Here is a 20,180-nt window from a genome sequence, read left to right on the forward strand (position 1 = left end):
CGACAGTTAATCCACCCTTAGCGTAAGCGCCGGGGAACCTGGGGGGGTTGACATACGTCAACGTGGGCGCGTGGGTTATGGAGTGGATCGACGCGCGCATTGGTGCATGCTCCACGCCGTCGCAAATCTCGTCATGATCAACTGCACGACGTCCAGCCGCGAGCTGCGGCAGCGGCAGTGTGTGAATCCTAAGAAAATGGTTCGCTCCCAATCAGCAGATGCGGGGCAACTGCTCACCGCTGAGCATGTCCAGCGCTCGCACCGCGCCAATCGTGCGCAGGCGCACACCCGGATTGCCCTCACCGGCTTCGACGTGGCCGATGATGGTTGCCTGCTGGTCAAACCGCTGGAGGTGTTCGAGCGCGAGCGCTGCGTACTCAGGCGGCACGAGCGCAACAAACCGGCCTTCGTTAGCCACATAGAGCGGATCGAGGCCCAGTATTTCGCACGCGCCGCGTACCGAATCCGAGACCGGAATCACAGACTCGTCAAGTTCGATGGCGACATGTGCGGTATCCGCGATCTCGATCAGTCCGGTGGCGAGTCCTCCGCGGGTCAGGTCACGCAGGCAGTGGATTTCGATCCCGGCGTTGATCAACGCGAGCACGGCGGCGGCAAGCGGCGCGCAATCGCTCGTAATTTCCATCTCGAACCCCAACCCCTCGCGAACCGCCAGAATGGCGACACCATGCCGCCCGATGTCGCCGCTCAGGATCACGGCGTCACCCGGCTGCACCCGTTGCGGCGCAACCGGTGAGCGAGCGCGAATCAGCCCTACGCCGGAGGTGTTCACGTAGAGGCCATCGCCCTTACCCCGCTCGACAACCTTCGTATCCCCCGTTACGATTCGCACACCCGCGGCAACGGCAGCCGTTCGCATTGATTGGACAACGCTGCAAAGCAGGTCGATGCTCAAGCCTTCCTCGATCACGAGGCCCACGCTCAGATACTTCGGCTCGGCACCACACATCGCCAGATCATTGACGGTGCCGTTGATCGCCAGGGTGCCAATGTCTCCGCCCGGGAAGAACAACGGCCGCACCACGTAGGAATCGGTCGTGAACGCAAACTGCTGTCCATCGGCTTCCAGGCCGAGCACGGCACCATCATGCGTAAAATCGTCGGGCGACACAGCAAATGCAGGCCGAAAGATGTCGTCGATCAGACGGTGTGTGAGTCGTCCCCCGCCTCCATGCGCCAGTTCGATGATGCCGCTCGCGATGGCGGGCGCGGGACAGGCCAGCGACGCAAAGGATGGCCCGCTCATATCGATCTCTCCGTGTCGTGGCTTGCGCCGTGATCTGTTTCGCGACCTTCCATTGTCTCTGCACGGCGATAGCGGTAGTAGGCCGCACAAACACCTTCTGAGGACACCATGGTTGCGCCGAGCGGATGCTCCGGTGTGCAGCGCGTGCCGAACGCGGGGCAATCGGCAGGCTTCTTGCGGCCACGCAACAGTTCGGGCGCAATGCACTCCCCGCTGCGCTCGACCGGCATCGTCCGCTGCACGAAACGATCGAACGCATCGAAGCAGCGATAGGCGGGTGCTAGTCCGAGCCCGCTTCGCGCGATCTCGCCCATGCCGCGCCAGTGCTGCGCCTGCACCGCGAACACTTTCTCGATGGCTTCCCGTGCCAGCACATTGCCGTCGCGCCGCACGGCACGGCAGTACTGGTTTTCCACCTCTGCCTTGCCGGCCTCGAGCTGCCGGATGCACAGATACAGGCCCTGCAGCAGGTCAATCGGCTCGAAACCCGTCACGACTACAGGAGCGCGATACCGGCGCGCAATCGGCTCGTACTCGCGGTAGCCCATCACCGTGCATACATGCCCCGCTGCCAGGAATCCCTGCACGACACTCGCCGGATCGCCCAGAATGGCTTCGATTGCCGGTGGCACGAGCACATGGGACACGAGCAGGAAGAAGTTCCGTATCTGCTCACGCTCCGCCTGTAGCACCGCCATGGCGGTCGCAGGCGCCGTAGTCTCGAAGCCGATTGCGAAGAACACGACCGCGCGCTCCGGCTCGCTGCGGGCGATCGCCAACGCGTCGAGCGGCGAGTAAACGATCCGGACGTCGGCACCGCGTGCCCGGGCAGTCAGGAGACTGCCGTCCTCGCCCGGCACCCGGAGCATGTCGCCGAACGAGCAGAAGGTCACCTCCGGGCGACCCGCTATCCCAATGGCAGCATCGATCATCCCCGCAGGCGTCACGCAGACCGGACAGCCCGGGCCGTGCAGCAGCGTAACGCCATGGGGAAGCATGTGGTCAATGCCATAACGCACGATCGAATGCGTCTGGCCACCGCAAATCTCCATAATGGTCCAGGAGCGCGTTGTGATCCTGGCGATGGCATCAGCAATGCGATGGGCCTCAACGGCGTCGCGCCATTCGTCGAGATGCTTCATGTTGCATCTCCTGCCGTATCCATAGAAGCGAAGCATGCAAGTGTCTTCAGCGCCTCGTCTTCGTCGATCACGGCGATCGCAAGGCCCGCGTGCACGAGTACGTAGTCGCCGGGCTTTGCCTCCGGGACAAAGGCAAGATTCGCGTGTTTGACAATACCGCCGAAGGCGATACGCCCCTGCCGTGTGAGGAGATCGTCTCCGTCGATGCTCAGTATTTCTCCTGGAACGGCGAGGCACATCAGCTTGTCTCCTCGATCAATGGCCGGGCCGCGAATGCCGCCTGTCCAACGGCAAGGCCGCCGTCATTTGGCGGGACGCGATGATGACACCGGACTTCGAAACCCGCCGCGCGCAGCCGTGCAACGGCGCACCCCGTCAACCGCGCATTCTGGAAACAGCCGCCTGTCAGCAGCACGCGGCGAAGACCGATCTGCCGTGCCACAACGACGATGAGGTCCGCGAGCGCGCTGTGAAACGCGGCAGCGAGCGCCGCCACCGGAACATTCTCCTGGCTTGCAAGCGCGAGCGCGGCAAGCGTTGGCCGCCAGTCTGCGATCAGCCTGCCGCCCTCCTCGCGCAGCACCGGGCCGGCAAGCTCGCACACCTCAAGCGAACGCTCTGCGGCGCCTTCCAATGCCATGGCGGCTTCACCTTCGAAGCTTGCTCGCTGGCATACGCCTAGGATGGCCGCAGCGGCATCGAACAACCGTCCGGCGCTCGATGTCCAGGGTGAATGGATGCCGCCCGCGAGCATCGCCGAAAAGAGCTGCCGTTCGCGCGCCGTCAACACCCCGACCGGGCGCAACCCCGTCATCGTCAATGCGGAATCGCCATGGATCACATGCAGCGCGCCAAGGGCCGCACGGTATGGCGCCCGTGCCGCAGCCTCGCCTCCAGGCAGGCGAAATGGCTGCAATTGCGCCACGCGACGATAGCGGTCGCGCCCAAGCGCAAGAAACTCCCCGCCCCAGACGGTACCGTCGCCGCCGTATCCACTGCCGTCCCAGGCGACCCCGAGCAACAGCCCATCGAGATCGTTGTCAACCATCCCTGCCAGAACATGAGCGACGTGGTGCGGCACGCGCTTTACACATGCGGCGCTACGCTGCACATACTGTGTGCTGTAATAGTCGGGATGCGCGTCGCATGCGAAGCTCTGCGGCACCACGCCGTAGAGCGCTGTCATCGTGCAGACCAAGCGTGCAAACGCGGTGCGCGCCACGCTGCTGTCCAGGTCGCCGATATACGGTCCCAACACGAGTTGCGGTCCCGACGCCACCGCAATCGCGCTCTTTCCGTGCCCACCTGGCGCCAGGCAGGTCTCAGTATTACGCGCGTGGCCTGGCTTCAATGTCAGCGCAAGCGGAGCATAGCCCCGGGCATGCCGCAGGACCACGGGCTCCCCTGCGATCACACGGACAACGGAATCGTCTACCGGGCACGCAATTGGCCGGTCATGCACCAGAAAGAGGTCGGCCAGCCCGGCGAGCCTGTCGAGCGCTTCATGCTCGTCCGCAACGATCGGTTCACCTCCCCGGTTGCCGCTGGTCGCCACGATGGGAAAACCGAGATCGTGCATTAACAGATGATGCAGTGGCGTATAGGGCAGCATGATGCCGAGCCATGGGTTTGCCGGTGCGACGCTCGATGCGATCTGGTCTGATTGCGCCCGCGAGCGCAGGAGCACGATCGGCGCCGCCGGAGAGCCCAGCAGGTGCTGTTCCGCAGGACAGATATCCGCGAGTGCCCGCGCAGTGTCATAGCCAGGCACCATGATCGCGAAGGGCTTGGAAGGACGGTGTTTGCGCTCCCGCAAACGCCGCACCGCAAGGTCATTTCGTGCGTCGACGAGAAGCTGGAAGCCGCCAAGGCCCTTCATGGCGACAATCGAACCCCTGCGTAGCGCATCCGCCGCCTCCTTCAACGCGTGGCGCCCCGTCGCCTGTTCCCGTCCCGCTGCATCCCATAGCATCAACCGGGGCCCGCAAACCGGGCACGCATTGGTTTCAGAATGAAAACGTCGGGAGCCAGGGTCGTCGTACTCGGCCTGGCAGGCGGCGCACATCGCAAAGCGCCGCATCGTCGTGCGCACGCGATCGTAAGGGATGTCTTCGATGATGGAAAAGCGCGGCCCGCACCGTACGCATGTCGTGAATGGGTAACGGTAGCGCCGGTTAGACGGGTCGCTCACCTCTTCGAGGCATTGCGCACAGACCGCGAGGTCTGCCAGCACCACGGCAAGACTTCCCTCACTGCGTATGCTTGGCGCGATCTCGAACCCTTGCTCGCCTTTCAGCTCGACTTGACGTATACGCCGCTCCTGCACAAAAGCAGGCGGCGTCGTTTCGCTCTCGAGCCTTGCAACGAATCGCTTCAGTGCATCAAGCGGCCCTTCGACTTCGAGCGTCACGCCTTGCCCCGTGTTGCATACGAAGCCGGCGAGTCCTTCACTGACTGCGAGCCGGTGCACAAACGGGCGGAACCCGACGCCCTGCACGGCGCCGCTCGCCTCGATATGCAGCCGTTCGCGCGGTTCCCGCGCCGGCAGCGCAAGCAGGTGCGAGTTCATCCCGCATCGTCCTTGCTCTCAGGCACGTCGAGTTCGAGCCGCTCGAGAATCACATGCTGCGCCTGCGTGTGGCGCGTGTCGTCCGAAGGCTCGATGTGCAATGCTGCCCCTTCTGCAGCGGTACCGCGGGCCTCCTCCTCGAAGTGGTCACGGAAATGCTCCGGCGAGAAGGTCGTGAGCGCGCCAATCCACACATGCACGCCACTGACCCTGCTTGCACCGGCCTCATGGGCCGCGCGCACGATGCGGCTGATGAGATCGCGTACGATTCCTGTTTCATGCATTGTCAGTCCCCTCCCGCACGTTTCGCCGAAGCCTGTTCGCTTCCGCGACGACCTGCCCGACAACCTCGTCAGCGGCGGCCATGACTTCGGGTGTCATCGGTGCGCCAGCGTCGAACGAAGCGCCCTCGATTGCATAGACGACGATGTCCCGCGGGGCGGTGCCGAGCGCCTCGGCAAGCGCAATCACCTCCGCCAGTCCGAGTGCATGGCTGGACGCGAACGACATGGTCCGATCGAGTTGGCCGGTTGCCAGATCGACCCGCCTGACGCGCCCCGGCGATCCAGCGGGCACGGCAGCATCGATGCAGATCAGCGCGTCGACAGCCTCCATGTCGTCGCCAAGATCCATCATGTCGCCGCTGCGGGTCAGTACCGAGACATCGGCCGGCAGGCGACTGGCGAGCCGGTGCGCGACGAGACAGCCAATGCCGTCGTCACCGCGATCCGGATTGCCGATCCCGATTACGCGAACACAGCGCGCTCCAGGTTGAAAAGCTTGTTCTCCGGTCGCCTTTGTCATGGTCGATCCACCGTCAACTTGAGAAAATGTGCGGAGCAGGAAATGCACGGGTCGTAATTCCTCACGCTGCGCTCGCAACGATCCCGGATCACGTCATCAGGCTCATCGACAAGCGGTGCTGCAATCGCTGCAAGGTCGGTCTCCATGCTCGCCTGATTTTGCGATGTCGGCGGCACGATCCGCGCGCTCCGGATGGCGCCGTCCGCGGCAATGTCATACCGATGCCAGCATATGCCGCGCGGCGCCTCCGTACAGCCATAGCCGACTGCCGCACGGGGCTCGACAGGCATTGCTGTCAGCTCCGGCGGCTCATAGGCCGCAATCAGCCTGAGCGCCTCATCGCACGCAAAGACGATCTCCAGCGCGCGCACGACAATGCTGCGAAACGGGTTGTGACAGACCGGGCCCAGGCCGACCTCACCGGCAAGCGCGCGCACATGCGCCGGCAGACGCTCGAAGTTAAGCGCATAGCGCGCCAGCGGACCGACGAGATACGCACCGCGCCGTCTGACGAACGCATGCAGCGCAGTCGAATGACGAACGTGACGCTCCTCGAACTCGGATTCGTAGGCGCAAGTCTCGATGTCGATACCGCGACTCGAAACGAGGCGCCCCTCGTTGAAAGGGTACTCTTCGGCTTGGCGTAACGCGACAAACTCGTAGTCGCGCTCGAACTCGGGAAACGGGAAGGTGGCGACCCACCGCACGAGTCCGACTGCCATATCGCGTGCGCGCTCGAGGCTGGCAGCAAGCGGTGCGAGCTCTGCCCGTTCAGGCAGGCGGTAGAAGCCCCCCACCTTGACGTTGACCGGGTGAATTTCACGGCCGCCGAGCGTGCGCATCACCTCGTTGCCGGCTTTCTTGATCGCAAGTCCGCGCCGGACCGCATCGCCGTGTTCGACGGCCATTGAGACGGCATCCGGAAACCCCAAAAAATCCGGCGCGTGCAGCATGACGACGTGCAGCGCATGGCTCTCGATCCATTCGCCGCAATAGAGTAGCCGCCTCAGCGCTCGAAGCTGTCCGTCGACTCGCACGCCGAAGGCGTTTTCAATCGCGTGAACGGCGCTCATCTGATAGGCGACCGGACAAATACCGCAAATACGCGCCACGATGTCGGGAACCTCCGCATAGCCGCGCCCTCGCAACATGGCTTCGAACAGACGCGGCGGTTCGAAGATATTGAGCCGGGCCGAACTCACCCGGCCGTTTCGAATGCGCAGCTCGAGCGCCCCTTCTCCTTCGACACGAGCAAGGTAGTCGACGCTAATCGTCCTCGTTCTAGTCGCCATGGATCTCACTCTCCTTCCGGAACGGCTCTGCTGCGGCGTTAAATGTCCGGAAAGCCCTGTGTATCTCGCCTGGACTGGCGCCCAGGGCCTGCCATTCACGCGCGAGCGCAGCCGTGTTGGGTGTCTCCATCGGGCCGTAGCAACCGTAGCAGCCGCGCCGGAACGACGGGCAGATCGCGCCGCAGCCGGCATGCGTCACCGGTCCGAGGCAAGGCGTGCCCTGCACCATGACGCATACGGTGCCGCGTCGCTTGCATTCGACGCACACGCTGTGTGCCGCAATCGCTGGCTTGCGGCCAATGAGAAACGCGGAAATCACCTCGAGCAGCTGGACCTTGTTGACCGGACAGCCCTGCAATTCATAATCGACCGGAACGTGAGCGGAAACAGGCGTGGACGTCGCAAGCGTCCTGATGTATTGCGGCGAGGCATAGACTGCGGCAACCCATTCCTTCACGTCGGCAAAATTGCGCAACGCCTGAATGCCGCCTGCCGTCGCGCACGCGCCAATCGTGACCAGGTGCCGCGATTGCCGGCGGATCTGACGGATGCGCCTCGCATCGTGGGCGGTCGTGATCGAACCTTCCACGAGCGACAGATCGTAGGGGCCACCGCCCATCACACTCGATGCTTCGGGAAAGTTCGCGATCTCGATCGCTCCGGCGAGTGCAAGCAGTTCGTCCTCACAGTCGAGTAACGAAAGCTGGCACCCATCGCAGGAGGCGAACTTCCAGACAGCGAGCCGTGGCCGCCGCAGGTCTCCCATGTCATATCTCGCGTACAGTGAGAAAATTCGCGATGGCGTCGTAGCGCATCACCGGCCCATCCCTGCAAATGAAGGCCGGGCCGAACTGGCAGTGACCGCACAGGCCGATCGCACACTTCATGTTGCGCTCCATCGACAGATAGATCCGCCCGGCCGGGAACCCTTTCTCGCGCAGCGCGCTGATGCAGAAGCGCATCATCACTTCCGGTCCGCAGATGAGTGCCGTCGCCGCACTGCTGTCGAATGTCGTGCGGGCGACCAGTGAAGGCACGACGCCAACGTGGCCACGCCAGCCGGCATCCGCGTGATCAACGGTGACGTCGACCTCGATGTCGAGCTGCCGACGCCATCGCTCCAGCTGGGCGCGATAGAGAATCTCCCTGGGGTGGCGGCAGCCGAACAGGATGGCGACCCGGCCGTAGCGTTCCCGATTGGCAAGAATGTCGTGGATGGCGGGGCGCAGCGGTGCAAGACCGAGCCCGCCCGCCACAATGACGATGTCCGTCCCGGTTGCGGCCTCCATCGGCCAGCCCTTGCCGAATGGCCCGCGCAAGCCGATGACCGCGCCTTCCGTCATCCTCGCGAGCGCGCCGCTGACCGCCCCGACGTCGCGAACGGTGTGGACGAACGTGTCGTGCGCGGCCGGATTGCCGCTCACGCTGATCGCCGCCTCGCCGATCCCGAAAGCGTAAAGCATGTTGAACTGCCCGGGCGCGAAGGCAGGGCGCACACCCGATAAAGGCACGAGATCCAGAGTGACGGTATCCGCGAGTTCCCGTCGCCTGCGCATCACGCGATAGCTGCGGGGTACAAAGGGATTGTCGGGCCCCACTTCGACGGCCTCAGCGTTTTCCATAGACATCGAGAATCTGCAGGCGGGTAGCGTGAAGGCGCTGCGTGAGGATCGGCAAAAAGCGCTTCATCATTTCGTAGCCAAGATGGTGATCGCTTTCGCATTTGCCACGCAGGCAGGCGGCATCGATGCCGATCGCCCGCGTCAGCTCCATCGCCCGTACGTCGAACAACCATCGATACGGCGGAACGAGCCACGATGCGCCGACGATCTCGCCCTCGCCCAGCGTCTCGAACACGACCGGCTTTCGCCCGGGTTCGACGATCTCCAGCGCGACGCGTCCATGGCGGATCAGAAAGAACTCCTCAGCGGGCTCGCCCTCGTGGAAAAGGTACTGCCCCTCGTCGAACCGGCAGTTTCGCGCGCAGCCCTGAACGAGCCGCAGATGCCCGGCCTCGAAGCCAGCAAAAAACGGGTGCCCGGCCAGGATGCGCTCAAGCCCCTCCATGGTCCTCTCCATGACGGGCGGTATCCGGCGCCGCCCGCAATGCCGCGACTTCTGCCGTAATATCGATCCCCACCGGGCACCACGTAATGCACCGTCCGCAACCGACACAGCCGGAGGTGCCAAACTGATCGATCCAGCTGGCGAGCTTGTGCGTCAGCCACTGGCGATAGCGCGACTGCCTCGTCTGGCGCACGCTGCCCCCGTGGATATACGAAAAATCGAGGGTGAAGCACGAATCCCAGATGCGGATGCGCCCGGCGGTTTCTCCTGAGAGATCAGAATGGTCCTCCACCGTCGTGCAAAAACAGGTCGGACAGACCATCGTGCAATTGCCGCAACTCAGGCACCTGTCGGCGACTTCAGCCCAACGCGGATGGTGCGGGTTATCCTGAAGGAGATTCCTGATTCCCTCCGTTTGCATCGAGCGGCCCATCTGGCCTGCCGTGCGCGCCACCACCGCCCGTGCCGCTGCCACCTGCGCGTCTGTTGCCGGCCGATGGGGAATGCGCTCGAGGAGCGCCGCGCCCGCCAGGCTGCCGGCTTCGACGACAAGGTCACCCCCGCAATCCTGAGGCAACTCGGTCAGCGCGAGATCAAATCCGGATTCGACAGCCGGTCCCGTTTGCATGGACACGCAGAAACACGTTCCGCCCGCCTGTCCGCAATTGACCGCGACGATGAACGTATCCTGCCGGCGCGACGCATAACCTCGATCAACGCAGGGTCCACTGCTGAAGACGCGATCCTGTACCTGGATCGCGTGTAGTTCGCAGGCTCGTACGCCGATAAACGCGAGTTTCCGGGGCGTTTCTGCTACGGGCGCGAAGGTCAGGCCGTCATCGCCCTCATGCGCGGTAAAGAGGCGCTCGACGGGTGGATGCAGAAAGCGCTTCCATGAGTGCGGGCCGACAGCAAAACCGAAGAGCGCCGCATCCCCGCGTCGTTCGAGCTGGTAGCGCCCCGCGTCCTGCCGGTCCGTCCAACCTGCGGGAAAATCGTCGACGCTGGCCACATCGTCGTAGACGATCGCACCGTCTTTCACTGTCGGCCCCAGCACACGATAGCCCTGCGCGGCGAGTGCGTCGACCAGCGTCTGGATCCCCTCGCGGGCGCCGATCACCGACAGCTCCCGGGTTGGCGAATGCTTGATCATGTCTGTCCCCACATCCTCAACGGCTCGTGGTGCTCATGACGTGCCGTATCCGGACTACGAGAAGAACCGCATCACCAGTGCTGCGGCGCCACGCTAGTCACTCCTTGTCCTCGATGAGCCACCCGCGCGCCTGCGCCGACTGGCAGACGCCGAAGATGCGCAGTTCCCCGGGGATCAGGAAGCGGAAGACGCTAAGTGCAATCCGCATCCACTCGATGTCCGTCACGACCGCCATGCGTTCCCATTGCGTCAGATGCTGCACACCAAGCTTGAAGTCTTCCCAGGCGGCGCCGGGATCCATGCCGGAAAACTCCGGCCCCACTTCGAAATAGCACCGCACCTTCCGGTGAGTCTTGAGCATCCTCTCCATCGCGGGAATCAGGACGTTTTCGTAGTCCTTTCTTGTCACGCGCCCCTTTGCCACAAATCCTGCAACCCCGTCTGGCAGGTTTGCCACGATCTCTATCATCTCGACTCCTTTTTACGCCTCTGGCAAACCTGGAGAAATCCCGGTTCATGGGACAACGACCACCGGCACGGGTGCGAGACTCACAAGCGCCTGCGAGACACTGCCCAGCAGCAGACCGGCAACGCGTCCCGTCCCGCGCTTGCCGACGACAATCGCCTGGGCGTTCTTTTGCGCGGCAATTTCGATCAGCGTTGGGGCGACCTCTCCGGCTCTCGATTCCAGTTCAACCGATTTAGCCCCGATGGACCATGCGCGGTCTCGCGCGTCCTTGAGAGTTTCGGCGGAAAGTGCCGTCAACATTTCGTCAAACCAGGCATTGCGCGCCTGCGTCAGGTTTCTGAGCGCTTTTTCCGGGAGGCCATATCCGCCGATGGCATTGACGATCAGAAGTCCCAGGTGCTCGCGACTGGCCCAACGGGCCGCATATTCGACCGCCCTGTTGGCCCCCTCGGAACCATCCGTCGCCGCGACAATCCAGTTCATGATCGTCCTGCCCTGTCAGTTATATTCCCACCGTGGCCGGTGTGGCGCACGTATGATCCTCGACCGCTTTCACACCAGGGACGCTTTCAGCCGCGACCCGCAATGCCTGCACCTGAGCGGGGGACCACACGTAGTAACCAAACAGGTGGACGACGCCGTTCCTGACAATGATGTTACGGCCAGACAGGGCCCAGTTATGGCTGGCAATCTCCCCCATCAACATGGCCCGGATCTCGCGATCACTCACGGCCTGAAGCGTGTTGGGCTCAAGAGGCGCAATGGCCAGCGCCTGGACAAGATTGGCCCGGCTGACAACGCCGACTACCTGGTCTCCGCGCATCACCGGCACGCGTCTGATGTGATGGCTTTCAAGAAGATTGGCAACTTCATCTAGCGGCGTCGACTCGTCGACGGTGACTACGCCCCCCGTCATGACGTCTTTCACCAGCCGCGCATGCGCCTTGACATAGGCTGCGGCATCATGACTGGCTGAGAAGATTTCGAGCCACCGCGAACGGCGGGGCTCTCCCGTGCCGAGTTCAACCCGATGCAGCAGATCACCGTCGCTGATCATGCCGAGCAAATGTCCCTGAGAGTCAAGGACCGGCGCTCCACTAATTTCATGTTCGACGAGAAGTGCTGCGGCTTCCCGCACGGTCATGTCCGGCTTGACGGACACGACTTTCCGAGTCATGACATCGACAGCTTGCATGGCCATCTCCTTTCACCCTGAACGCTCGCACACCGCTGCTTGTTACCGTAGGAGCAGCCTATGCTGGCCCGACACCGGAAAGTTGACCTGCATCAATTGGTTTCAAGGTGGATCGCCATCGCTTTTCCGTCCGCCCGGCGCGCAGCCGCCTGTGACGGGACGGTCGAGCCCCCACGCTTCTGCACGGGGTTTGCGCGCGCGTGCTGTTCGCCCCAGCGGGCAATCTCAGGGCCGGGATGCCCCGCAACGTATGTGATTTCCGAAGTCAGCGGTTTCATCCCGGTGGTGCGCGGGCTACGGCCATGTGATGGGAAAACCTGCTCGCCAGGGCAGGACGCCCTGTCATGATTCAGGTCAATCCGCTGTTCCGCCGAAGCACTAGCCTGCAAATTATCGTGAACCGGTTTCGATTCGCGACGGTACGCCGTGCCGGCTTACTGGAGGCATATGATGAAACGATTCAACGGCTTAATTATGTCTTTGCTGGCGTCAGGCGCGTTAGCGGTGGCGCCAGGAATATTGGCGCGAGAACCGTCGCCGTTGTCACCCGCCACGCAGGGCGGCGTGGTCTACATCAGCGGCGGAATTGGCGCAGGCTAGTCCGCTGCGTCATTGAATTGGCACCGCTCGAATCCGACGCGAAGGTTCGGCATATTTCCACTTGATTGGCTTCGGGTTCTTGTTGTGCTCGCGAATGTAATGCATCAGTTTGCGATCCAGATCCTTCACTGAACTGAAGATGCCGCGCGCGATCACATCGCGCTGGATGCGCGAGAACCAGTTCTCCACCTGGTTGAGCCACGACGAGTAGGTCGGCGTGAAGTGCAGGCGCACGTTGCGATGGGCATCGAGGAACTCGGCGACCCGCTGCGTCTTATGGCTGCTGACGTTGTCGCAGATGACATGGATTTCGCGGCGTTTGGGCTAGCTGGCAACGACGTCGGTCAGGAAGGCCACGAACTGTTCGCTGGTGTGGCGTGCCGCCGTTTTGCCCAACACCTCGCCAGTGGCAGTGTTGAATGCCGCGAACAGACTGAGCGTGCCGTTGCGCTTGTACTCGAAGCCGTGGCTCTCAGCGCGCCCCGGCGACAGCGGCAGCATTCGGTCCTTGCGGTCGAGCGCCTGGATCGCCGTCTTCTCGTCCACGCAGAACACCGCTGCGTGTGCCGGCGGGTTCAGGTACAGCCCAATCACGTCGGCCGCCTTGGCCTCGAAGTCCGGGTCGTTGGAGACCATGTGCCGCTCGAGCTGCTGCGGCTTGATACCGTGCTTGCGCCAGATGCGCTGCACGCTCGAGACCGACACGTCGCCGAGTTCTGCCGCGAGCTTGTAGCTGCTCCAGTGTGTCGAGCCGTCCGGGGGTTTGTGCTTGAGGGTGCGATTGAGCACCCGCGCTTCCAGTCTCGCGGGTGGCACCCTGGGCGCTCGCCCGGGGTGCCGGGCATACATGCCGGCCAGCCGCTCACTGAGGAATCGCGCCGACCAGCGCGCGATGAAGCGAGAGTCACAACCGAGTGTGCGCATGATGCTGTCGCGCGACTCGCCGTCCTCGAGCATCAAGATCAACTTCGCACGTCGCACGTCCGCCGCCCGCACGGTTCGGCTACGCGCGGCCGACTGCAGTTGCTCCCGTTCGATATCTGTCAGATTCATTTTTCCCATGACCTGTATCTGAACACACATGGGGTGCCAATTCAATGACGCAATCGACTAGCAGCAGGCCATTCGCGCGGCAAGCAAGGACTATAACCTCCGTATGACGTTTGCAACGAAAGGTACCGGCGCGTACCTCTCCGATGTACGCGTGTCCATCCAGGACGCGCAGGGCAAGACACTCATGAGTGCCGTTTCCAGCGGACCGTTCTTCCTCGCGAAGGTACCGGCGGGGCACGGTGAGCGCAGCCAATGGTGGGCAGGTCCAGACCCGCGTGGTCAGGCTCAGCAAGACCACTCCCGCGGACCTGTACTTCTATTGGGTAGAAAAATAATCGAAGTGCCTGCTACGCAACTGTGGATGCACACGCGGTGAAAGCCGTTGATGCGTGACGCGGGACGAAAATCCGTTCGCCTCGCACGGCCCGGGCACCGCCGAGAGCAACATTGCCCGGAAGTATTGAGCGCGTGTCGCGTTGCCTGCGGAGAACGCACCTGAAGTGGAGTCTGAGGTGAAACACTTTCGCTGGTTGGACGCGGCGGGTCAGTGGATTGGCACTGCAGTGCACTGGAGCGATCTGCAGTCGGCGCTGCGTGCCGGTCTCCACGATAACCCGGAGTGGGTCATCGTCTACGAAACGGCATTCGGATTTTGCTGCGTCTATCATGACCGGGAGATCGAATTTGCTCATATCGACGACTTCCGGGCGTGGGCCGAGCAAGCCGGTGTACAGCTTTATTTCATCGGCCTGTGAACGAGCGTATCGCCCGATCCGCGCGCGGAACACACATGCGCCCCTGGCGGCGAGAACCACGCTTATATAAAAACCTGACGTACCCACGTCGCGTCATCGCGCCCTGTCGAGCACTTTGAACTGCGCGCCGATCTCCACGCGGGTCCCGGTTGGGGCACGAAAACCGCGGGCTTTGATCACCGCGCCTTCCCTTTCCATCACCTTGCAGGGTCCCGCCTCGTTGACGTCGATCAATTCGACATCCAGATTCATCGACGATAGTCTTCAGGTCAAGCGCGTTGTGCGACTGATCCCCCCTCACGACCGCTATGGAGTCGGGTCAGAGGACACACCATGGAACGAATCGAAAACCGCACATACGCGGAGTTAAACGTTGGCGACTCGGCGAGCCTGGTGCGAACGCTCACACACCGCGACCTCGAACTGTATTCCGCCATGGCTGGGGATGCGACCACCATGAGCCTGGAGCAGGGCATCGCACGAAGTGCCCCTTTGCCGAATAACGTGGCACACGGCATGTGGGCCGGCGCCCTGCTCTCGACCGTAATCGGCACGCGCCTTCCCGGTCCCGGCACTGTCTGCGTGGACCAGTCCCTTCACTTCGCGAAACCGCTCGCACTCGGCGACACGATTACCGTGTCGGTACGCGTCACCGGCAAGGACGACGCCAGCCATCGGGTCACACTGGAGTGCCGTGCTGTTAACCAGCGTGGCGGGGACGTCATCACGGGCATTACAGAAGTCGTTGCTCCAACAGAAAAAATCCTGCGTCCGGCCGAAGCGCTTCCCGAATTCGAACTATTCGAGAAAGGTCGACGCTACACGCGTCTCATCGCAATGACGCGCGGACTCAAGCCGTTACGAACCGCCGTCGTGCATCCAGTGGATTCGGCATCACTCGCGGGTGCTATCGAGGCCGCGCGTGCGAACCTCATCGTCCCGATACTTGTCGGACCAGATGCAAGCATTCGCGCGGCTGCGGATCGGGCCCAGCTTGATCTCACGCCCTGTGAGATCGTGGCCACCACGGATAGCGAAGCTGCGGCCGCGCAAGCCGTGGCGATGGCTCGAGCCGGCAGGGTCCAGGCGCTCATGAAAGGCGCGCTTCACACCGATGAACTGATGCACGCCGTGGTCGACGACGAGCGCGGCTTGCGCACCGCGCGACGTATCAGCCACGTCTTTGCGATCGACGCGCCCGCCTATCCAAGGCCGTTGTTCGTCACGGACGCAGCCATTAACGTTTCTCCCACGCTCGACGACAAGCGCGACATCATTCAGAACGCGATCGATCTCGCACATGCGCTGGGCATTGCCGAGCCTCGTGTCGCAATACTCTCCGCCGTCGAGACTGTCACCGCGAAATTGCGCTCCACGCTCGATGCCGCGGCGCTCTGCAAGATGGCCGATCGCGGCCAGATCACCGGTGGCATCCTGGACGGGCCGCTCGCATTCGACAATGCGGTATCCGAAGAAGCTGCGAGGACCAAAGGTATCAAATCCCCGGTAGCGGGCCGCGCCGATATCTTCGTTGTGCCGGATCTCGAAGCCGGCAACATGCTTGCCAAACAACTCGAGTATCTCGCCGGCGCGGAGATCGCAGGCATCGTGCTAGGCGCCCGCGTACCCATCATCCTGACGAGCCGTGCCGATAAAACGCTTGCACGGCTCGCCTCCTGCGCGGTCGCGTTGCTGCTCGCGCGCCATCAGGGCGGAACGAAGCCGTGAGCGATACCATCCTTGTGCTGAACGCCGGCTCGTCAAGTATGAAGTTCTCGGTTTTTCCAGGCCACAGGCTACCGAGTCGCCAGGATCTCGTCTGTGAAGGCGAGTTCGAAGGCATTGGACATCAACTGCATTTCATCGTGAAAGATCGTGCAGGTACGTTTCTGGCCGATGATTACCCTCCCGGAACGACGCATGAGGACGCTCTCTCCGTGCTACGACTGTGGCTCGATCGTCGCTATCCAGACCAATGCGTGATGGCGGCCGGGCATCGCATCGTGCACGGTGGCCTGCGCTATACGGCGCCCGTTCGCATTGACGCGACCGTCATGACCGAACTCCAGCGTCTCATCCCGCTGGCGCCGCTTCATCAGCCACATCACATTGCCGCAATTCAGGGCGTCTCAAAGCTGCACCCTGCGCTGCCGCAAGTCGCCTGCTTTGATACCGCCTTCCATCATACGCAATCTGCGGTGACGACTGCCTTCGCCTTACCGCGAAAAATGGGTGACGAAGGCATTCGGCGTTATGGATTTCACGGGCTTTCCTACGAATACATTGCGAGTGTGCTCCCGCAGTTCATTGGGCGCGAGGCCGCTGATGGTCGCGTGATCGTTGCACACCTGGGACGCGGCGCAAGCATGTGCGCGATGCGGCGTCGAAAAAGCGTGGCAACGACAATGGGGTTTACCGCGCTCGATGGCCTGCCGATGAGTCGCCGCTGCGGAACCCTTGACCCGGGCGTCGTCCTCTATCTGATGCAGGAGAAGGGTATGTCGGTCGACACCGTCAGCCACCTCCTCTATCAGGAATCAGGCCTACTTGGCGTTTCGGGCCTGAGCGACGACATGCGTGTCCTGCTGGCGAGCGACGAGCCTGGCGCGCGAGACGCCGTCGATCTGTTCGTCTACCGCATTGGAAGGGAACTGGGTTCCCTGGCTGCAGCCCTGGGCGGCCTCGATGCGCTGGTTTTCACTGCAGGCATCGGAGAACACGCAAGCGAAATTCGACGCCGGGTCTGCGAGCAGGCAACGTGGCTCGGTGTGGATCTGAACGACATTGCAAACCGGTCCGGCGGCCCGCGCATCACCCGCGACGAGAGCCAGGTGCGAGCCCTGGTCATTCCGACGGATGAAGACCTGATGATCGCACAGCACGTCTGGACGCTTCTCGGGCGTCAGGCGCAAGGCGTTTGAACCCCGGCAGCAATACGGGACGCAATCGGCAATGGCGGTGTGTCGCCTATGGCGCTGAACCGTACATCGGTTTGGATCAAACGCGCAGGAAGGAGGTAGGCATGAACCAGGATCAGCTGTCCTATGAGGCGGGCCAGCCAGCAGTCGAGCAGGCCGCTATCCAGTGCGGACTCACGGAGGCCGAGGCGGCTCGGCGCCTCGACCAATTCGGCGAAAATGCGCTGGTCGAGCATCACGTTACCGTGCTCGAGCGGCTCGCTCACTTCTTCTGGGGGCCGATCCCCTGGATGATCGAAATAGCGGCAGTGCTCTCGGCCACGCTAAAGCATTGGGCAGACCTTGCGATCATCCTGACAATGCTTCTGGTCAATGCTGGCGTCGGGTTCTGGCAGGAATTCAAGGCCGACAATGCCATTGCGTTGCTGAAGAAGCGCCTCGCACTGAAGGCACGCGTGCGACGCGATGGTGTCTGGAAAGACATCGAAGCCCGGTTTCTCGTCCCGGGCGATCTCGTCCTCGTCAAACTTGGCAATGTCATCCCGGCCGACCTGAAGCTCGTCGATGGCGCTTACCTGAGCGTTGACCAGGCGGCATTGACCGGAGAGTCACTGCCGGTCGACAAGAAGATCGGCGACGAGGCTTACTCCGGATCGGTGGCCAAGCAGGGCGAAATGCGCGGCATCGTGACTGCAACCGGCATGAACACCTATTTTGGCAAGACCGCCCATCTTGTGGAACAGGCTAGAACCGTCTCCCACTTTCAGCGCGCCGTACTGCGTATTGGCAACTTCCTGATCATGGTGACAGTCGGGCTCGTGTTGCTCATTGGGCTCGCCGCCCTGTTCCGCCACGATCCGCTGGTCGAGACAATCCAGTTCGCGCTGATCCTGACCATCGCCTCCATTCCCGTTGCGCTGCCCGCTGTCCTCTCGGTCACAATGGCCGTCGGTGCCGAACGCCTCGCCGCGCTCAAGGCGATCGTCTCGCGTCTGGTTGCCATCGAAGAGATGGCAGGCATGGATCTGCTATGCAGCGACAAGACCGGGACGCTTACCAGGAACGAGCTCACGCTCGGAGACATCGAGCCCGCACAAGGCGTGCGACGCGACGATCTCATGCTGGCAGCTGTCCTCGCCTCGCGCCGCGACGCGCCCGACGCGATCGATGCAGCCATCCTCGCCGCGATGCCATCAGATCAGTCGTCAAATCGCTACGCGATCACAGATTTTCATCCCTTCGACCCGGTCGCAAAACGGGCCGAGGCCGACGTGACATACGAGGGCAGGCACTTCAAGGTCACCAAAGGGGCGCCCCAGATCATCGCCGACCTCTGTGACCCCGACGAGGATGCAAGGCGCGCAATTGCTGCGAGCGTCGAACGCGCCGCTGCGCGAGGCTTCCGTACCCTCGGTGTCGCCCGGACCGACGAGACGGGCAAGTGGAGCTACCTTGGGCTGATGCCGCTATTCGATCCGCCGCGCGAGGATTGCGCACAGACAATTGCTGCGACCCGTGAGATGGGCGTCGACATCAAGATGGTGACGGGTGATCACGAAGCGATCGCCAAAGAGATCGCGGGCCAGCTGAAACTCGGACAGAACATCGTTGTGGCTGAATCCGTGTTCGGACACGACAACGAAGGCGAGCAGCTCGCGCGCATCATTGCCGCAGACGGCTTTGCCCGGGTCTTCCCCGAGCACAAGTTCAAGATCGTCAAGACGCTGCAAACTGCAGGCCATATCGTCGGCATGACTGGCGACGGGGTCAATGACGCCCCCGCATTGAAGCAGGCCGACGTTGGAATCGCGGTAAGCGGGGCGACCGATGCCGCGCGCGCAGCCGCCGATCTTGTGCTAACGGCGCCTGGCCTTTCTGTTATCACAAAGGCCATCGAAGAGGCCCGGCGCATCTTTGAGCGGATGACCGGCTATGCAATCTACCGGATCGCCGAAACCATTCGATTGCTGCTGTTCATGACCGCGAGCATCCTCGTCTTCAATTTTTATCCAGTCACGGCGATCATGGTCGTGCTGCTCGCATTGCTGAACGACCTGCCCATCATGATGATCGCCTACGATAACGCTCCGCTTGCGATGAACCCTGTGCGATGGGATATGACGCGGGTGCTGACGATCGCTTCTGTACTCGGCGTGTTCGGGGTCCTGAGCAGCTTTGGCCTGTTCTGGTTCGTTCGTGACCACCTGAAGCTCGCGCTGCCGCTCGTGCAGGCCCTGATCTTCCTGAAGCTGCTGGTTGCCGGGCATATGACGATCTATCTCACGCGCAACAAGGGGGCGGTCTGGCATCGTCCCTGGCCAAACTGGCGGCTGGTGGTGTCGTGCGAGACAACACAGGTGATCGGGACGTTGGCGGTCGTCTACGGCTGGTTCATGGCGCCGACGGGCTGGACCTACGCGCTCATGGTCTGGGGCTATGCGCTTGTGATGTTCGCGCTCGCAAGTGTGGTCAAGATCAGCGTATACAGGCTGCTTGACCACCGCGCGGCTCGCCAGTCACGTCATCTCGCGCGGGTCGAGCAACACCTTGCGCCGTTACCGAAAGGAACCTGAAGGCGCGGCTTTAACAAGCTGCCCATTCGGCTTGACATAAATCAACGTGAAGGTCGTTCATGGGCAATAGTCTGACAATCGTCATGACAGTCCTGTACTACAGGCTATGCCGGGTAACGGGCGCGCCTCTATTTGGTTGACGTTACATGACAGGCGGCGACCAGACATCGGCGTGGCGCTACGGACGGGCGAAACGTATTCCGCATGTGCCACAACCGGATCTGGGCGGGCAGACATCGCCAGTATGCCAATGGCGGTCGCCGCTGCAGTGACGAGGAGCGCAATTGCAGTTCACGGGCCAGACAAGGCGCGACTGGAATTCG

19 protein-coding genes and 1 pseudogene are annotated in these 20,180 nt (G+C 62.5%); 4 read left to right on the top strand and 16 right to left on the bottom strand.

Going from position 1 to position 20,180, the window contains the following annotated elements; translation table 11 throughout:
- Positions 1–211: 211 nt before the first annotated feature.
- The 15 genes and pseudogenes from hypE to PWP93_RS36895 form a co-directional block, all read right to left on the bottom strand.
- Positions 212–1,267, bottom strand: a complete 1,056-nt coding sequence (gene hypE / locus PWP93_RS36825) for a hydrogenase expression/formation protein HypE (RefSeq protein WP_421029075.1) — start codon at positions 1,265–1,267, stop codon at positions 212–214.
- Positions 1,264–2,409, bottom strand: coding sequence for a hydrogenase formation protein HypD (gene hypD, locus PWP93_RS36830; protein WP_421029074.1), 1,146 nt, complete (start codon positions 2,407–2,409; stop codon positions 1,264–1,266). The genes hypE and hypD overlap by 4 nt, the downstream gene beginning before the upstream one ends.
- Positions 2,406–2,648, bottom strand: coding sequence for a HypC/HybG/HupF family hydrogenase formation chaperone (locus PWP93_RS36835; RefSeq protein ID WP_421029073.1), 243 nt, complete (start codon positions 2,646–2,648; stop codon positions 2,406–2,408). Before PWP93_RS36835 ends, hypD begins: the two co-directional genes overlap by 4 nt.
- Positions 2,648–4,978 (bottom strand): carbamoyltransferase HypF, encoded by a 2,331-nt coding sequence (gene hypF, locus PWP93_RS36840; protein WP_421029072.1) that lies wholly within the window; start codon positions 4,976–4,978, stop codon positions 2,648–2,650. Before hypF ends, PWP93_RS36835 begins: the two co-directional genes overlap by 1 nt.
- The gene (locus PWP93_RS36845) at positions 4,975–5,262 is read right to left on the bottom strand and encodes a hydrogenase maturation nickel metallochaperone HypA (RefSeq protein WP_421029071.1); all 288 of its coding nucleotides are present in this window, start codon (positions 5,260–5,262) and stop codon (positions 4,975–4,977) included. Before PWP93_RS36845 ends, hypF begins: the two co-directional genes overlap by 4 nt.
- Positions 5,255–5,782 (bottom strand): hydrogenase maturation protease, encoded by a 528-nt coding sequence (locus tag PWP93_RS36850; RefSeq protein WP_421029070.1) that lies wholly within the window; start codon positions 5,780–5,782, stop codon positions 5,255–5,257. Before PWP93_RS36850 ends, PWP93_RS36845 begins: the two co-directional genes overlap by 8 nt.
- Entirely contained in the window at positions 5,779–7,074 is a 1,296-nt protein-coding gene (locus tag PWP93_RS36855) for a Ni/Fe hydrogenase subunit alpha (RefSeq protein WP_421029069.1), read from the bottom strand. The genes PWP93_RS36850 and PWP93_RS36855 overlap by 4 nt, the downstream gene beginning before the upstream one ends.
- Positions 7,064–7,840: an oxidoreductase gene (locus PWP93_RS36860; protein WP_421029068.1), complete on the bottom strand. Its 777-nt coding sequence runs from the start codon at positions 7,838–7,840 to the stop codon at positions 7,064–7,066. The genes PWP93_RS36855 and PWP93_RS36860 overlap by 11 nt, the downstream gene beginning before the upstream one ends.
- A 1-nt stretch (position 7,841) precedes the next feature.
- The gene (locus tag PWP93_RS36865) at positions 7,842–8,702 is read right to left on the bottom strand and encodes an FAD/NAD(P)-binding protein (RefSeq protein ID WP_421029067.1); all 861 of its coding nucleotides are present in this window, start codon (positions 8,700–8,702) and stop codon (positions 7,842–7,844) included.
- On the bottom strand, positions 8,683–9,141 hold the full coding sequence (locus tag PWP93_RS36870; protein ID WP_421029066.1) for a cyclic nucleotide-binding domain-containing protein: 459 nt from the start codon (positions 9,139–9,141) through the stop codon (positions 8,683–8,685). The genes PWP93_RS36865 and PWP93_RS36870 overlap by 20 nt, the downstream gene beginning before the upstream one ends.
- A complete protein-coding gene (locus PWP93_RS36875; RefSeq protein WP_421029065.1) occupies positions 9,128–10,294 on the bottom strand; it encodes a 4Fe-4S dicluster domain-containing protein in 1,167 nt (388 codons plus the stop codon). Before PWP93_RS36875 ends, PWP93_RS36870 begins: the two co-directional genes overlap by 14 nt.
- Positions 10,295–10,391: 97 nt before the next feature.
- Positions 10,392–10,763: an STAS/SEC14 domain-containing protein gene (locus PWP93_RS36880; RefSeq protein ID WP_421029064.1), complete on the bottom strand. Its 372-nt coding sequence runs from the start codon at positions 10,761–10,763 to the stop codon at positions 10,392–10,394.
- A gap of 45 nt (positions 10,764–10,808) precedes the next feature.
- Positions 10,809–11,246, bottom strand: a complete 438-nt coding sequence (locus PWP93_RS36885) for a universal stress protein (RefSeq protein WP_421029063.1) — start codon at positions 11,244–11,246, stop codon at positions 10,809–10,811.
- Between the two features lie 19 nt (positions 11,247–11,265).
- Entirely contained in the window at positions 11,266–11,958 is a 693-nt protein-coding gene (locus tag PWP93_RS36890) for a CBS domain-containing protein (protein ID WP_421029062.1), read from the bottom strand.
- A 609-nt stretch (positions 11,959–12,567) separates the two neighbouring features.
- Positions 12,568–13,629: pseudogene (locus PWP93_RS36895) on the bottom strand (IS630 family transposase).
- Positions 13,630–14,123: 494 nt separating this feature from the next.
- Between PWP93_RS36895 and PWP93_RS36900 the strand changes: the two are divergent.
- Complete coding sequence (locus PWP93_RS36900) at positions 14,124–14,366, top strand: hypothetical protein (protein ID WP_421029061.1); 243 nt, start codon at positions 14,124–14,126, stop codon at positions 14,364–14,366.
- A 93-nt stretch (positions 14,367–14,459) separates the two neighbouring features.
- On the opposite strand, the gene PWP93_RS36905 is transcribed toward PWP93_RS36900, so the two are convergent.
- Positions 14,460–14,618, bottom strand: a complete 159-nt coding sequence (locus tag PWP93_RS36905; RefSeq protein ID WP_421029060.1) for a hypothetical protein — start codon at positions 14,616–14,618, stop codon at positions 14,460–14,462.
- Between the two features lie 81 nt (positions 14,619–14,699).
- Here PWP93_RS36905 and PWP93_RS36910 point away from each other — a divergent pair, with 81 nt between their 5' ends.
- The 3 genes from PWP93_RS36910 (at position 14,700) to PWP93_RS36920 (ending at position 19,857) form a co-directional block, all read left to right on the top strand.
- On the top strand, positions 14,700–16,094 hold the full coding sequence (locus PWP93_RS36910; protein WP_421029059.1) for a bifunctional enoyl-CoA hydratase/phosphate acetyltransferase: 1,395 nt from the start codon (positions 14,700–14,702) through the stop codon (positions 16,092–16,094).
- Complete coding sequence (locus PWP93_RS36915; RefSeq protein ID WP_421029058.1) at positions 16,091–17,287, top strand: acetate/propionate family kinase; 1,197 nt, start codon at positions 16,091–16,093, stop codon at positions 17,285–17,287. The genes PWP93_RS36910 and PWP93_RS36915 overlap by 4 nt, the downstream gene beginning before the upstream one ends.
- A 101-nt stretch (positions 17,288–17,388) precedes the next feature.
- Positions 17,389–19,857, top strand: a complete 2,469-nt coding sequence (locus PWP93_RS36920; RefSeq protein ID WP_421029057.1) for a plasma-membrane proton-efflux P-type ATPase — start codon at positions 17,389–17,391, stop codon at positions 19,855–19,857.
- Positions 19,858–20,180 lie beyond the last annotated feature (323 nt).

Source organism: Paraburkholderia sp. A1RI-2L (genome assembly GCF_048957375.1).
In the GTDB taxonomy this organism is placed as follows: Bacteria; Pseudomonadota; Gammaproteobacteria; order Burkholderiales; family Burkholderiaceae; genus Paraburkholderia.

Excerpts from the sequence above, each read along its gene's own strand:
- hypE (WP_421029075.1), bottom strand. The coding sequence starts at position 1,267 with ATGAGCGGGCCATCCTTTGCGTCGCTGGCCTGTCCCGCGCCCGCCATC.
- hypD (WP_421029074.1), bottom strand. The coding sequence starts at position 2,409 with ATGAAGCATCTCGACGAATGGCGCGACGCCGTTGAGGCCCATCGCATT.
- PWP93_RS36835 (WP_421029073.1), bottom strand. The coding sequence starts at position 2,648 with ATGTGCCTCGCCGTTCCAGGAGAAATACTGAGCATCGACGGAGACGAT.
- hypF (WP_421029072.1), bottom strand. The coding sequence starts at position 4,978 with ATGAACTCGCACCTGCTTGCGCTGCCGGCGCGGGAACCGCGCGAACGG.
- PWP93_RS36845 (WP_421029071.1), bottom strand. The coding sequence starts at position 5,262 with ATGCATGAAACAGGAATCGTACGCGATCTCATCAGCCGCATCGTGCGC.
- PWP93_RS36850 (WP_421029070.1), bottom strand. The coding sequence starts at position 5,782 with ATGACAAAGGCGACCGGAGAACAAGCTTTTCAACCTGGAGCGCGCTGT.
- PWP93_RS36855 (WP_421029069.1), bottom strand. The coding sequence starts at position 7,074 with ATGGCGACTAGAACGAGGACGATTAGCGTCGACTACCTTGCTCGTGTC.
- PWP93_RS36860 (WP_421029068.1), bottom strand. The coding sequence starts at position 7,840 with ATGGGAGACCTGCGGCGGCCACGGCTCGCTGTCTGGAAGTTCGCCTCC.
- PWP93_RS36865 (WP_421029067.1), bottom strand. The coding sequence starts at position 8,702 with ATGTCTATGGAAAACGCTGAGGCCGTCGAAGTGGGGCCCGACAATCCC.
- PWP93_RS36870 (WP_421029066.1), bottom strand. The coding sequence starts at position 9,141 with ATGGAGGGGCTTGAGCGCATCCTGGCCGGGCACCCGTTTTTTGCTGGC.
- PWP93_RS36875 (WP_421029065.1), bottom strand. The coding sequence starts at position 10,294 with ATGATCAAGCATTCGCCAACCCGGGAGCTGTCGGTGATCGGCGCCCGC.
- PWP93_RS36880 (WP_421029064.1), bottom strand. The coding sequence starts at position 10,763 with ATGATAGAGATCGTGGCAAACCTGCCAGACGGGGTTGCAGGATTTGTG.
- PWP93_RS36885 (WP_421029063.1), bottom strand. The coding sequence starts at position 11,246 with ATGAACTGGATTGTCGCGGCGACGGATGGTTCCGAGGGGGCCAACAGG.
- PWP93_RS36890 (WP_421029062.1), bottom strand. The coding sequence starts at position 11,958 with ATGCAAGCTGTCGATGTCATGACTCGGAAAGTCGTGTCCGTCAAGCCG.
- PWP93_RS36905 (WP_421029060.1), bottom strand. The coding sequence starts at position 14,618 with ATGAATCTGGATGTCGAATTGATCGACGTCAACGAGGCGGGACCCTGC.
- PWP93_RS36910 (WP_421029059.1), top strand. The coding sequence starts at position 14,700 with ATGGAACGAATCGAAAACCGCACATACGCGGAGTTAAACGTTGGCGAC.
- PWP93_RS36920 (WP_421029057.1), top strand. The coding sequence starts at position 17,389 with ATGAACCAGGATCAGCTGTCCTATGAGGCGGGCCAGCCAGCAGTCGAG.